Raw genomic sequence first — 13,391 nt, 5'->3', positions numbered from 1 at the left:
ATATTAAATTTTTGTATCCAGGGAAATAGTTAAGTTAGCAGGCTTCTTCGGACTGATACTGTTCAGGTATTCCGAGGTCCGCGCATTAGTGTTCTCGACAAAAGGACGGATCTGGAAGAGCCATAGCTTATTATTTTTAAAACCAAGTTCTACATCATAAGCCCCCTTATAATCTGCTTCACCCGAGCCCGGGATCTTATTCCGGATCTCCGCTGCGATATTTCGGATCGATTCGATGTTGCCGGGATTCAGGATCGGTTCTTCAAAGGTGGCGTAGTGTTTCTTAACTCCTCCGCTTGCAGGCAGCCTGATATAATCCGGTTGTCGGGCAGGGGAGAGGAGCTGCCAGCCGTTTTCTGTGACGAGGTATGTTTCCGCAGATTGGCCGTCAACGGCCCCACCGGCGCCCCTGCTGAACGCTATGGTAAGGTCTTTCTCCTCACCAATATTAATTCCTTTTGTGATCATTACCCCGGAATAATCCACATCCACACTGGGGATGATCAGGATGGAAGGGTAAACATTTTCCGGGTTTAGCAAGTAACTCTGCCGCCATTTAAAACTACGCTCGCTGTATGGGGAAGCCCATACATTTTTGATACCCTGGAGTATCTTTTCGCGCTCCAGGATATTGAACAGGGTGAGGTTTAGTCCGGCTCCCGTAAACTCTTTAAGATCCTCCATGTTAGTATCACTCCGCAGGAATACCGGGACAGTACCCATCTTGCCCCCGAGGATCGCTGTGAATTGCTCCTCTAACTCGGCCATGAACTCCGCAGATAAGTTAATTTCCCTGATGGCGTCAGCCAGGACCTTCAGGTTGCTCAGCTGGTACTCTTCTACCTGTTCGTCTGCAACACCTGCTTTTCTCATTTCGCTTGCCTTCTCAAAGGTTGCAGTAAGGAACTCCCAGTAACACATACCTTTCCCAGGCATTTGCTGGTTCATATGTTGCCTGAAAATACCAAAGGGGATCACCAGGCCTTCCACAACCTGTTCCGGGAACAGTTTTTTAAGCTCTCCCAGGTTGGCCGCCTTGGGACCGCATAATTTGCCTGAATCTTCAGCGTCCACTTCCCTCAGGCTGAGGACCCGCTCTGCCGTGGTATTAATATTTTCCGTGGGAACGGTGATCTTGGAATTATTCCTGCTTTTTGTACTGAAGAGGGCTGACTCTTCCGCAGACATGCTGGTTGCGGCTTTCATTACCACGTTTCCTGCCGGGGTTACCGCGTAGAAAACTTCGGAACCGTTCTTCGCCATTAAATCCCGGAGGTTGCGTTCGGAAAGCGCTGCGTTCGGGATACCTAGGTTCCGGGCGAGTAACTGTACATGGGAGACCAGGTTACCTTCAGAGACCGTCATGATGCCGGCCACTGGCTTCAGGTCCGAAGGGGGTCGCTGAAACACGTAGATCTTATCGGAATCAACTTCAATCGCCTCCGGGTCCCCTGCTACCACAACCAGGGTTCCTTTGGCGTAACCGGGGTTAAGGCCGCGTACAGCACCCTGGTCTGCGATGCTGAAAACTTTATTTTCCAAGGAAGATTTTTCAGAGATGTAATCCCCGAGCCTGCTCACACTTTCACCCAGCCCAAGGCTGACCGAGCTGCGGATCCGGTCGTCCAGGAAGGTACGTGCCATAGGCTCGAACTCGGCATACCGGTCTACTTCTGTTCCGTAAACCGCTTTGACCATAGCGGCACTCCATTCCACTACGGAACGAGCCCCTCGCTGGAATTCCTGAAGCCGATCCATGCTTAGTTTCTCGGTATTATCCTGTACAAGTAAGAGATCATTAATTGATTCCCATTCATGCATTTCCAGCAAACCGGACCCCATACTGGCATAAGACAAGGTATATATCTTTGACAGGAGCTGGCGCAGATCTGTAGGTTTCCATTCCTGTGACCTTTTGATGAGTTCATTTTCCAATTCAATGCTTAGATCCATAATGAGCAGCCTGTCCCGGGGTTTTTCAATACTGGTGATATTCTCACGGATCTCGCAAAGCAGATCGGCAAGCCCTTTCACCACGGTTTTAGCGTCGGTTTCACGGTCCAGGGCCATCAGTGCTGCCTTGAATTCCGTGGTAAAATTATTGTCCCCTTTTATATCCCCGATCCGGCGCGACAGCTCCGCCATACTAACGGGGCTGTGAAACTCTTTCATGGTCTCCAGCAATTCTTTCATTCGCTTCAGCAGTTCGGGAGATAATTTACTTTGGTGCTTCTCCAGGAAATTCCGCACCATACCAATGTCTTTAGGTTCCGGTTTTCCGTGGATCTTTATCCGTGCATCCATAAAGGGAGTGTACTCTTCAGAGATCACTTTACTCTGGCTCCTCATCTCCTGAGCTACATTAGTATCCCCGGAATGGGGCACATCTCTCAGGGACTGCCTGAGCAGGTAATAATGCTGCCTGAGCAGGGAGTCCACTGAAAAGATCTTTTGGTAGAAATTAATTCCCCATGCCTGTTCATCTTCGGCCTGGACAGCACCCCTGTAGTATTGTGCCTTTCTCAGGATCCAACCATCATCAACACTAGCCAGGTACCTTCCAAGCTGGTATTGCTTCAACCTGCTCTGGTTATCATCATCATACCAGAAATCCTCTATCTCTGTAGCGGCAAGGATCTGCCCGAAGTACAGTTTATTCTTTTTACCCAGTGCGACTACATCCGGTTTATAACTGGCGTGTTGGATGCCACCCCCGATGTTGTCCGGGCAAGGGTCCCGTGGTTCCCTGATGCTCCCGTCATTACAGAACCACCTGATCCTTAGATAAGGACCACGAGGATCTTTTTTATAATCTTCAATATATTTTTCTACAGTGCTATTGGGTATTTCCTGGGCTCCCAGTTGGAATAGGAATAAGAAAAAAAGACAACTAAGCAGGGTGTTGTAGTACTTCATAAATTCACGTATGCATAATTAACAGGACAGGACAGGTTGCCGGAGACCTGCCACCAATATAATACAATTCTAAGTCATTGCTTTTAATCTACCTGGTAATGAATAGGTTTAAAGCTGCCTCCGTTGCTGTCTTCGGCAGAACAAGCAGTTAGTCCCACCACCAGGTCCATCAAGGCTTCAAATCTCACCCTGTCACCCGCACGGGATGTAGGAGGCGCTACTGTGATCTTCCCGTGCTGATCAAACTGGACATTCATAAAGATATTGAAAGCAGTGGGTATGTCATCCGGACTTATGCCGTATTCCTTTAAGTTGATTGAAAGATTTTCAAAGCAACTAGGGTGGTATTCCTCGATCCCGTAGAGGATCTTAAAAGTCTCCGGGGAGCAGGGGGCTAACAGGAAATCATTCCGGCCATTAGAGTCTTCAAGGATCTTCATCATTTTCCGGGAACGGTTGCTCCAGAGGTGATGCCCTTCCGTAATCAGAATGGTTTCTTCAAAATCCAGGGTTTTACCCGAAGACAGTTTTTCTCCTTTTTCATTTGCATTAAAAAGGACCATATCACTGACCTGCCCACCTTCGGGATCAATGACCGTTAAAACCTGTCCCTTTTTTAATTTTAATGATGTCCCTGATTGTCTTGGTATAATATTCATCCGTTCTCTTTTTCTAACTCTTTCCTGAGAAAAGGACAGTTCCACGCTTCAGAAACCTGTCGTCCGCTGTACTGCCTGGCTTCGCTGGAAGTTCCAAAATCACTGAGCATAGGGTTAACAGAACCGTGCTTTTCCTTATCCCTTTGCCGGATAGTGTCTCTGATTCTCTGGTAGGTGCCCATTTCGCGTAACTGTTCAAACTGCCAGTGGAGGTTAAAGACAATGCAGGGAACCGGGCTGCGTCTCGCCTGCCTGGAACTTTGCGGGTGCATTCCCACGATATAAAAGGCCTTGCCGAGCAGGCTGAAGCTAAAATCCGGAGCAGAAGGGTCCGAGTTAACGTCCGGGTCCCAATCCGTTTCATCTGCCAGGTGCAGGGCTTGCAGCTGCTCCCATAACAGCTCTTCATATTCTATTTCTGTCGCAATTTCCATCTTGGGAAATGTTGCGATAAAGCTATAGAATTCAGGAGATGTAAAGTCGTAATTTTCCAGGTAGTTCTCCAGGTCATCCAGTAATTTCTCAGTAGTCTCTTTACTACCCATTTCCGGATAGGCCTTCAGTTTAAAGGTGTCCAGTTCAAACATGGTCTTTGCCATGATACAAGGATGGTCCTTTTCCAGTATAAAGGATTGAAATTCCTTTCTTAAGGAATTTTCTATATGATTTTCCATAGAGGTCTTAGATTAATGCTATCCCTGTAAAATTAGGAAACCATATTGCGGTGTATTGACGCGAAAAGCATATCGTTTAACCGGTTTAGGGGTGGACACCTACTTTATGTCGACTGGATTTCTGAAGGGGATTATTCCTATTTTTTATCTCCGGATGCTACCCGGTCAGCATAGTGTGCTCCTCTCTGGCCCAGGGGTTCATCTTCACCCACAGTGCTGTCTTTTCGCACCTGGTGTTCCGTTTCCGCATTTATCTCGGCGCCGAGCAGAATAATAAAGGCGGTTAAAAAAAACCATAACATCAGGATGATCACAGAGGCAAAACCTCCATAGGTATTCCCGAAATTTCCGAAGTTATTGACAAACCAGGTGAATAATAAAGACCCCAGCAGCCATAGAAGGGTAGCGGTTATTGCACCCGGACTTACCCAGCGGAATTCCGGGTTATCCCTGTCCGGCCCGATCTTGTAAAGGAAAGAAAGCCCCATCATGATTACGAATCCTAATACAACCCATCTCAGTACTCCGGCCAGAACTTCTAATAAACCGGTGAGATTAAGGCCGGAAAGGTATGAAGGAAAGGCAATGATTACTGCCAGACTCAGGATCCCGATGATAATTGACAAAAAAGTTATTCCCAGGGTGATGGCTTTTCTTTTGATGAAGCTCCGGTCATCTGATTCGTGGTAAGCAATATTTAATCCCTTAAAAATTGCCGTGGTACCCTTGTTGGCACTCCAGAGACTGAAAAGTATACTAAAAACTATACTCCAGCCAAGAGCTTGTTGTGACTGCTGGCTGACCGAGGTAATTACATCCCGAATCAGGCCAAATGCCTGGGAGGGTAGAGTTCCCTGCAGACTGGATAATTGTTGATTCATCAGGGAAGGGTCTATTATAAGACTGTAAATGGAAACAAAAGCCGCTATGGCCGGGAAGATCGCCAGGAAAAAATAGAAGGCGATCCCGGCGGCAACGATCTCCGCATGGTCGTTAGATAGCTGTTCCTTGATCCTTTTTATAATGTCCCACCAGCCCGATCCCGATATTTCGGAAGGGGAGGAGGTCTCGTGATTGTCAGTTGGGGTAGCGTTACTCATTTATCGTTATTTTTATTTTGTGATAATCATAATTAGAATGGAAATAATGTATCCAATTACCCGGAACATTGGTGACAGGAAAAACGGAAATATTAGTCGCATCGGTGAAACAGCTATTTCCCATTCTTTCCGGAGTAAATAGCGATGTTTCCTATCTTTATAGAAAATGTGATATTGGATTATGAGCAGAGGATTTGTAAAAGAAGATGACCAGGAAGAAATTCCTTTTATCCCCCCTCGGGCGGATCTGCCCGAGGGAACACCCAATTATGTCACTCCCGCCGGGATGGAGGAACTACTTGCCGAACGTACTGCCCTGACCGAGGAAAGGGAGGGGTTACAGGCAGAAACAGAAAAGGATCGTAGGATCGGTCAAAATATGATCGATCTTAAATTAAAACAGCTCAACGAACGGATAAACAGTGCCAGGGTAGTGGAGAAGGTGGTAGAACCTGTGGAAACCGTGCGATTTGGCACCGAGGTAAGTCTTAAAATAGGGAATGCGGATCGACCACAAAATTTCAGGATAGTAGGAGTGGATGAAGCGGACATAAAAAAAGGTAAGATCGCATTTACTTCACCATTGGCGAAACTGTTGATGCACCAGGAAAAAGGCAAGAAGGTTACCCTGGCTTTACCCGGAGGGGAACGGACCTTCGAGATCCTGGAGATCAGGGCGTGATTATCTATACCCGAGTATCTCCGGGTCAAGAGAAAGGACTTGGCCGGGCTGAAGATCGTCTAACCAGAAGGGGCCGATACGCATCCTCACCAGCCTTAGGGTAGGAAATCCCACCGCGGCTGTCATCTTCCTGATCTGGCGGAATTTTCCCTCGCTGATCGTAATGCTGATCCAACTCCCAGGCCTGTGATGCCCTATTCTCAACCTGGGGTCGGCAGGAGGGAGGGAAGGTAGTTTTTCCAGCAGATGTGCCTGGCAGGGCTGAGTCTTATACCGTTTTCCTTCGAATCCAATTTCAACACCATTCTGAAGTTGTTCAATAGCAGTCTTGTCTATCACGCCGTCAAGCTGTGCATAGTATTCTTTTTCCAGACCAGACCGATTGACCCAGTCACTGAATTTACCATCGGTGGTCATCAGCAGCAAGCCTTCTGATTTCTCATCCAGGCGACCAATGGGCATGGAACCGGGAGGGAAGTCGAACAATTCCGTCAAAAACCTTTTTTTTGAGCGTTGCCTGGTATTTCCTGAACTGAGCTGGCTGAGCATCCCACAGGGTTTGTACAGGTAAAAATGCCGGTCCTTGATCAAAAAGAATAATGATTAATTGAAGCCGATCGCTTTGAGGTTTCCATGGCTTACCCGGATGGCTTTAAGGGGCTCAAGATCAAAGGTATTATCCTGTTCCACCATATAGTACTGCATCCCGGCGGTTTCTTTATGTTCCAGGATCTTCGCAAAATCTATGGTCCCGGTACCTACAGGGGCAAATTTTCCTTGTTTATCCATATCCTTAACGTGCCAGATCTTAAACCTGCCTGGGTATTTCTCAAAATATGCCAAAGGATCGGCTCCGGCCTTGGTCACCCAGAAGAGGTCCATCTGGAAATTAACAAGCTCCGGATCCAGGTTTTCCAGCAGGTAATCGATAGGAACTATGCCATCTTCATTCTCAACAAATTCAAAATCGTGGTTGTGATATAACAGTTGTAATCCTGCTTTATTGGCTTTTTCCCCCAAAGTTCTAAGGATATCAGCCAGTTCTTCAACACTGCCGGTCATTCCCATAGTATCAGTCTTATTATCGTAATAGAACCTGCCCATTGGCGGTACCGGGATGACAAAGTAGGTAAACCCCGCTGCTTTGACATCTGTCATCATTTGGTCCGCATTTTCCAGGGTAACGCTGCCCTGGTGGGTGCTGACGGGTTTTAGGCCTAATTCCCGGAGTAGAGCGCTGAAATCTGACGGACTCATATTATAAAACTTACCATTCTCATACCCGGCAGCTTCAATATGGGCATAACCAGCATCGGCAACAGATTTAAGCGTTGCCCGGGCATCCTTGTTCATATTATCTCTAACTGTGTATAGTGCAAGACCGCCAAATTTTTCCTGGGCTACTCCTGCATGCAGGGAAAAGAGGATGGTAAACAATAGCAGGAGTCCGGAATATTTAGAGGGAAAGAGCGACTTCATAGGATATATAATTAATGAATTATTAAAGTTAATGAATGTATGTCAATTAGACCATGGACAGACCTAAAATGCATAGTGATTGACGGGATACGTTAATTAATTCAGGAAACAGGATGGATAGCGGAAACATAAAATGCTTTAATATTGTCTTTTAATACGCAGAGCTACCTATGCAACCCAAAACGAATGTCCCCTTAATAATTGCTGCTTTTTTCGCCATTTACGTAATATGGGGGTCAACATACCTGCTTAATAAGATCGCGGTGACCGAATTACCGCCATTTATGTTGGCCGGGATTCGATTTGTGACCGCGGGATTGCTCATTTTCCTGATCGCCAGGCTCATGGGAAAGAGTTTGTCAATTACTCCCAGGCAGTTAAAGAACAGTGTTATAGCCGGTTTCCTGTTTATCAGTTTTGGGAACGGGCTGGTAGTGTGGGCATTACGGTTTGTAGACAGTAATTTTGCCGCATTGGAGATATCCGCCCAACCTTTGATCATCCTGTTGATGATGTGGCTGATTCAGGGCAAGAAGATCCAACCCATGTCCCTGGTAGGGGTGTTTTTAGGCGTCTGCGGGATCTATCTGCTGATCAGCCAGAAAACCGTGGTGCAACAGGAGAATTCTTTCCTGGGAATATTTATGATCTTTTTGGCCATGCTGGCCTGGGCGTATGGCAGTCTATTTGTAAGTAAGGCCGAATTCCCCAAGAATTTCTTTGTGAATACGGGTTACCAAATGCTGACCGGCGGTATTATCCTGGGCATACTGAGCCTGGGGTTTGGAGAGAGCTGGAGTATGCCCTGGGAGTGGAGTGCCAAGACCAACTGGTCCATGTTGTTACTGGTGATCTTTGGCAGTATTGTAGCCTTTACCTCGTTCAATTTCCTGCTGAAATCGGTATCCCCGGAAAAAGTAGCCACTAATACCTATGTGAATCCTATTGTAGCCATGTTTTTAGGCGGGTATTTTTTAAAGGAACCGATCACGACTCAATCTATCGTGGCAGCGGTAGTATTGCTAACAGGGGTGTATTTCATCAATACCAAGAAAAAACTGGTGTTGCTTTCGCGTTTCAGGAATAACAAGGTCAGCAAAAGCCAGGGGAGTTGATTGGGGTCGGTTTGATCCTTCTTAAATGTTCTATTTTACATAATATAAATTATAGTGCACGGGATGATAGTTCGAGGTTCGAGGTTCGAGGTTTGAGGTTTGAAGTTTGAAGTTTGAAGTTTGAGGATTTAAATATCAGGACCTGTGTCTCTGTATCACCGCATCACTGTATCACCCGCCCGAACGTGCCGTTCGGTACGGGCGGGCCGTATCACTGCATCCCCGCATCACCCGCCCGAACGACGTTTTGAGGTTCGAGTGCGCTGTTCGCAGTTTGCAGTTTGCGGTTGGTTACGCTTAATTAGTTTCGAGTTTAATCATTATGGTAAAGCTTCCTGTATCCCTTTTCCCTCATGTAACCACTTTGCACCTATGTACCTATGTAACTATGTACCTAATTAGTTCGAGGTTTGAAGTTTGAGGTTCGAGTGTGAAGTTCGCAGTTTGCAGTTTGCTGTTCGCTTACTCGGGACTTATCTGTGCCTGTGTCACCGTATCACTGCATCCCCCGCCCGAACGACGTTCAGTCGGGCGGGCCGCATCACCGTATCACCGCATCACCGCATCACCGCGTCACCACCGCTTGACGGCATGACCCTGTGACCGTATTACGCATTAAACAGATCAATATTATTCCTTCCAAAGCGCATAATCGTCTCTTTGAAAACGTCAATGACAACAGGGTCTGACGTACATTTATCATATGCGCCGGAAGCGGGAATTCACATTAAATTTCCGGCGATCTTAACTCATGGAAACAACAATTCAGCGCTCCCCTGGGATGGGAGCCACAATAAAGGATGGCCTGACCACCTTCAGGGTATGGGCCCCGAATGCCGAAAAAGTATTTGTTATCGGTGATTTTAATGACTGGAACCGGACCGACTTTGAACTGGAGCACGAAGAAGTGGGATATTGGTCTGGGGTTACAGACCTGGCCAAGCCACGACAAGAATATAAGTACCTGATCCACTACCAGGGACAGGAATTAGAACGGAATGATCCTTATGCCTTTGAAGTGACTAACAGCAATGGGAATTCGATCATCCGGGACCTCGATTTTGACTGGGAAGGTGACGATTTTGTAATGCCGCCCTGGAATACCCTGGTGATCTACGAACTGCATGTGGGTACCTTTAACAGGAAAGATCCTGGAAAAGTGGGCACTTTTGCTGATGTCATTGAAAAACTCCCCTACCTCGCGGACCTCGGTATCAACTGTATAGAACTTCTGCCGGTAGCAGAATTTGCCGGGGGTATCTCCTGGGGATATAACCCTGCACATCCTTTTGCGATTGAACAGGACTACGGTGGACCTGAGGGACTGGCCAGTCTTGTGCGGGAAGCTCATAAACACGGGATCGCAATTATTATGGATGTGGTCTATAATCATTTCGGCCCTTCGGATGTGGACCTGTGGCAATTTGATGGGTGGAGTGAGAACGGGAAAGGAGGAATTTATTTCTATAACGATCACCGGAGTCAGACCCCTTGGGGTGATACCCGTCCAGACTATGGCAGGCAGGAGGTACGACAGTACCTCAGGGATAACGCCCTGATGTGGATAGAAAAATACCATTGTGATGGCCTGAGATTGGATGCAACTTCCTATATCCGCTTTGAAGGCGGGGGTTTAGGGGAAGACGTGGCTATAGAAGAAGGCAACCAGATGATGCGGGAGATCAATACGGAATTGCAGGAGAAATATCCGCATGTACTGACCATCGCCGAGGATCTTAAGGGCCACCCATTTATTACCGATCCTGTTTCGGCCGGAGGTGTAGGCTATGGTTCTCAGTGGGATATGCATTTTGTACATCCCGTAAGAGAAGTTCTGACAGATACCCATGACGACAGCAGGGACATCCAGAAGATCGTTGATGCCCTCACCTACTCCTACAGCGGGGATGTCTTCCGCCGGATCATTTATACCGAGTCTCACGATGAAGTGGCAAATGGTAAGGCTAGGGTGCCCGAAGAGATACAGCCGGGAGATGCAGAAAGTGGTTTCGCTAAGAAACGAGCTATCCTGGGATTAGTACTGGTGCTGACTGCCCCCGGAATCCCCATGATCTTCCAGGGCCAGGAATTCATAGAGGACGAGTATTTCCAGGATACAGAACCCCTGGATTGGGATAAATTCAAAAAGCATCGCGGCATCTTCCGCCTGGTTTCTGATCTCGTGAAATTGAGAACAGGGGCATCCCCCGGTACCGACGGATTAAGAGGTCAGGATATAGAAATAATTCACTTTAACCCGGAGACCAAAATACTGGCTTATAGCAGGAAAGCTATGGGGCAACCCGTGATGGTCATCCTGAATTTCAGCGCTGTAGACCACCTCGATTACATGATCGGAATAGATGACGGTCTTGATTGGAAACTGCGCGTGAATACGGTCTGGAAAGGCTATGATGATCATTTTTCAGACCTCGAAGTTAGTGAACCGGAGATCGAGGAGCAGATGACAGATCAACGGGCCTTATCAGGTAAATTCAATATCCCGGCCTACGCCGCACTTATTTATACGCTTTGATAGGTTAATTAAGTGAGTGTACGCGTTATAAAATAAGGATTTAGAGCACTTGTTCCCGCTCCGGATTAAATAGCTTTAAAAATAAAATCAGATCCATGAAAAATATAATACGGGCTATAGTGGCAGGCTACGGGGCTAAGAAAATTGGCGGAGGCCGATGCGGGTGTATCGGGACTATCATCGTATTCCTGATATTATACTGGTTGCTGGGCTATGTTTTTGAGATTTTTTAAAACAATATCGACTGGCAGCTTCAGTTTTATCCGCTAATTTTGCCGGATGGTAAAGACAAAAAGGTCCCAGGCAGAATTTGTAGGGTTGATGGCATCGCTGATGGCGATCGTTGCCCTGGCCCTGGATGCCTTACTCCCGGCACTGGATGTTATTGGACGTTCTATAGGTACCGCAGATCCTACGGAGAACCAGCTGCTGATTATTCTTTTTTTCCTCGGACTCGGTTCCGGCCCACTCATCTTTGGGCCGGTCTCTGATAGTTTAGGGCGTAAACCGGTGGTTTTCATCGGTTTTGCCTTATTCATTCTTGCCAGCCTGCTCTGTGTAAGTGCAACAGACCTGCAGACCATGGTTTTGGGGCGTATCCTCCAGGGAATCGGGCTGTCTGCCCCGAGAACTATCAGTATTGCTATGATACGTGACAGTTACAGCGGCGACCGCATGGCAAGGATCATGTCTTTTGTGACCGTAGTTTTCATACTCGTCCCGGTGATCGCACCGGCATCAGGGAAACTCATCATGGATTCTTACGATTGGCAGGCCATATTCTATACCCAGGTCTTCTGTAGTCTCCTGGTGTGTCTTTGGTTTTGGAGACGGCAGCCGGAAACCCTCGCTCCCGTGAACAGGAAACCGTTTAAATTCAACTTGTTCGGGAAGGGCTACAAGGAGCTCATAAAATACAGGCAAACCATGATATATACCCTGATCTCAGGTTTTATCACCGGTTCCTTCCTGGTCTACCTCAGTACTTCCCAGCAAATTTTTGAAAGACAATACGGCCTGGACGAAAGCTTCCCTTATATTTTTGCAGGTCTGGCAATTACTATAGGAACAGCAACCTTTATGAATGGCAGCCTGGTAATGCGTTTTGGAATGCAACGCCTGATCACTCTTTCGCTGATATCTTTTTTTGCAGTATCCCTGACCTATGTGCTCCTGTTTCCTTCCGGGGATAATCCACATGTTTCCATATTACTGACCTTCTTTGGCCTGCAATTCTTTGCTATCGGATTTCTTTTCGGAAACCTCAGGGCCATGGCGATGGAGCCTGTGGGTCATATTGCAGGGATAGCAGCTGCCCTTACAGGGTTTCTTTCCACTTTAATGGCTGTACCCATCAGTACTTATATCGGCCATTATGTATTGGGAACAGCTCTTCCATTATTTATAGGATTCTCTATTTGCAGTTTTATCTCCCTATTACTGCTGGGAGTTGCCCGGTCTGAAGACCTGAAAGAATGGAGGTTAAAATTAATTCGTAGTAAGGCATAAAGAAAGCCGTAACCTACCCTGATCACGACTTTCTCTACTAATGCAACAACCTGTTGATATAAAAATAAATAATTTACTTAATATCAAATACTTAGCTTACTTGATAATTCCTTTTTATCAGTGCTTACTCCATACACCTGCTGGTCTACTTCCATAGCACGGGTGGCGGAAAGATCACCCACATAAACAGCATCCATACCAATATCCTCTATCAGCTGTTTTGTCACTTCCCGGCTTTTCTCATCCTGGGCTGCAAAAGGCACAGCCAGCCTGTCAGTATCACGGAATGCTCTCTTCTTCAGGTCATCCGCCTTGATAGTGTTAAAAGCCTTTGCCGTTAAAGCTGTACTGAATTTCATAGCGGTGTATTCCGTAGCATTTCTGTTACTGTCCCTTACCTCCTGGGCAATCTCACCGTCTCTTTCAGGATAAGGATTGGTTGCATCTATAACTACTTTCTGTCCGTATTCCCCGGCAAAGACTTCAGCGATACGGTTTACCTCCTTAAAGGGAACAGCCAGCAGGTATGCATCTGCATTAGCTTCGAATGCTTCTGCAACTGAAACGGCCTTGGCATTCTTACCGGCTTGCGTAACGAGTGAATTAAGTTCTTCAGGATGCCTGGAACTGAACATAACCTCGTGACCGGCTTTAGCCCAGTGTTTCCCTAGCGTTCCACCTATTTTCCCGCTTCCTATTATTCCTATTTTCATCATATTTT

12 protein-coding genes are annotated in these 13,391 nt (G+C 46.9%); 5 read left to right on the top strand and 7 right to left on the bottom strand.

Annotated elements, in window-relative coordinates:
• Nucleotides 1-3 precede the first annotated feature (3 nt).
• From CLV82_RS10230 to CLV82_RS10215, 4 genes are all read right to left on the bottom strand, one after another.
• Nucleotides 4-2,916 carry a PEP/pyruvate-binding domain-containing protein gene (locus CLV82_RS10230; protein WP_133644203.1) on the bottom strand — a complete coding sequence of 971 codons (2,913 nt, stop codon included), beginning with the start codon at nucleotides 2,914-2,916 and terminating at the stop codon, nucleotides 4-6.
• Nucleotides 2,917-2,999: 83 nt separating this feature from the next.
• Entirely contained in the window at nucleotides 3,000-3,575 is a 576-nt protein-coding gene (locus CLV82_RS10225; RefSeq protein WP_133644202.1) for a DUF1989 domain-containing protein, read from the bottom strand.
• Entirely contained in the window at nucleotides 3,572-4,249 is a 678-nt protein-coding gene (gntA, locus tag CLV82_RS10220) for a guanitoxin biosynthesis heme-dependent pre-guanitoxin N-hydroxylase GntA (RefSeq protein ID WP_133644201.1), read from the bottom strand. The genes CLV82_RS10225 and gntA overlap by 4 nt, the downstream gene beginning before the upstream one ends.
• A 137-nt stretch (nucleotides 4,250-4,386) precedes the next feature.
• Nucleotides 4,387-5,349, bottom strand: a complete 963-nt coding sequence (locus CLV82_RS10215) for a YihY/virulence factor BrkB family protein (RefSeq protein WP_133644200.1) — start codon at nucleotides 5,347-5,349, stop codon at nucleotides 4,387-4,389.
• A gap of 181 nt (nucleotides 5,350-5,530) precedes the next feature.
• Between CLV82_RS10215 and CLV82_RS10210 the strand changes: the two genes are divergently transcribed.
• Entirely contained in the window at nucleotides 5,531-6,031 is a 501-nt protein-coding gene (locus CLV82_RS10210; protein WP_133644199.1) for a GreA/GreB family elongation factor, read from the top strand.
• On the opposite strand, the gene CLV82_RS10205 is transcribed toward CLV82_RS10210, so the two are convergent.
• On the bottom strand, nucleotides 6,032-6,622 hold the full coding sequence (locus CLV82_RS10205; protein ID WP_133644198.1) for a pseudouridine synthase: 591 nt from the start codon (nucleotides 6,620-6,622) through the stop codon (nucleotides 6,032-6,034).
• 12 nt (nucleotides 6,623-6,634) lie between these two features.
• Nucleotides 6,635-7,510, bottom strand: a complete 876-nt coding sequence (locus tag CLV82_RS10200; RefSeq protein WP_133644197.1) for a sugar phosphate isomerase/epimerase family protein — start codon at nucleotides 7,508-7,510, stop codon at nucleotides 6,635-6,637.
• Nucleotides 7,511-7,680: 170 nt separating this feature from the next.
• Here CLV82_RS10200 and CLV82_RS10195 point away from each other — a divergent pair, with 170 nt between their 5' ends.
• From CLV82_RS10195 to CLV82_RS10185, 4 genes are all read left to right on the top strand, one after another.
• Nucleotides 7,681-8,625 (top strand): EamA family transporter, encoded by a 945-nt coding sequence (locus CLV82_RS10195; RefSeq protein ID WP_133644196.1) that lies wholly within the window; start codon nucleotides 7,681-7,683, stop codon nucleotides 8,623-8,625.
• 751 nt (nucleotides 8,626-9,376) lie between these two features.
• On the top strand, nucleotides 9,377-11,161 hold the full coding sequence (locus CLV82_RS10190) for an alpha-amylase family glycosyl hydrolase (protein WP_133644195.1): 1,785 nt from the start codon (nucleotides 9,377-9,379) through the stop codon (nucleotides 11,159-11,161).
• 95 nt (nucleotides 11,162-11,256) lie between these two features.
• Entirely contained in the window at nucleotides 11,257-11,394 is a 138-nt protein-coding gene (locus tag CLV82_RS14730; protein WP_166636703.1) for a hypothetical protein, read from the top strand.
• A 46-nt stretch (nucleotides 11,395-11,440) separates the two neighbouring features.
• A complete protein-coding gene (locus CLV82_RS10185) occupies nucleotides 11,441-12,670 on the top strand; it encodes a multidrug effflux MFS transporter (RefSeq protein WP_133644194.1) in 1,230 nt (409 codons plus the stop codon).
• A gap of 83 nt (nucleotides 12,671-12,753) precedes the next feature.
• On the opposite strand, the gene CLV82_RS10180 is transcribed toward CLV82_RS10185, so the two are convergent.
• Nucleotides 12,754-13,383, bottom strand: coding sequence for an NADPH-dependent F420 reductase (locus tag CLV82_RS10180; RefSeq protein WP_133644193.1), 630 nt, complete (start codon nucleotides 13,381-13,383; stop codon nucleotides 12,754-12,756).
• Nucleotides 13,384-13,391 lie beyond the last annotated feature (8 nt).

The organism is Zeaxanthinibacter enoshimensis, from assembly GCF_004362865.1.
In the GTDB taxonomy this organism is placed as follows: domain Bacteria; phylum Bacteroidota; class Bacteroidia; order Flavobacteriales; family Flavobacteriaceae; genus Zeaxanthinibacter; species Zeaxanthinibacter enoshimensis.
The sequence above is the reverse complement of the archived record's forward strand: the minus strand, read 5'-3'. Positions and strand labels throughout refer to the sequence as shown.

Coding starts and splice junctions, on each gene's coding strand:
- CLV82_RS14730 (WP_166636703.1), top strand. CDS start 11,257: ATGAAAAATATAATACGGGCTATAGTGGCAGGCTACGGGGCTAAGAAA.
- CLV82_RS10200 (WP_133644197.1), bottom strand. CDS start 7,510: ATGAAGTCGCTCTTTCCCTCTAAATATTCCGGACTCCTGCTATTGTTT.
- CLV82_RS10210 (WP_133644199.1), top strand. CDS start 5,531: ATGAGCAGAGGATTTGTAAAAGAAGATGACCAGGAAGAAATTCCTTTT.
- CLV82_RS10185 (WP_133644194.1), top strand. CDS start 11,441: ATGGTAAAGACAAAAAGGTCCCAGGCAGAATTTGTAGGGTTGATGGCA.
- CLV82_RS10225 (WP_133644202.1), bottom strand. CDS start 3,575: ATGAATATTATACCAAGACAATCAGGGACATCATTAAAATTAAAAAAG.
- CLV82_RS10215 (WP_133644200.1), bottom strand. CDS start 5,349: ATGAGTAACGCTACCCCAACTGACAATCACGAGACCTCCTCCCCTTCC.
- CLV82_RS10190 (WP_133644195.1), top strand. CDS start 9,377: ATGGAAACAACAATTCAGCGCTCCCCTGGGATGGGAGCCACAATAAAG.
- CLV82_RS10230 (WP_133644203.1), bottom strand. CDS start 2,916: ATGAAGTACTACAACACCCTGCTTAGTTGTCTTTTTTTCTTATTCCTA.
- CLV82_RS10180 (WP_133644193.1), bottom strand. CDS start 13,383: ATGAAAATAGGAATAATAGGAAGCGGGAAAATAGGTGGAACGCTAGGG.
- CLV82_RS10195 (WP_133644196.1), top strand. CDS start 7,681: ATGCAACCCAAAACGAATGTCCCCTTAATAATTGCTGCTTTTTTCGCC.
- gntA (WP_133644201.1), bottom strand. CDS start 4,249: ATGGAAAATCATATAGAAAATTCCTTAAGAAAGGAATTTCAATCCTTT.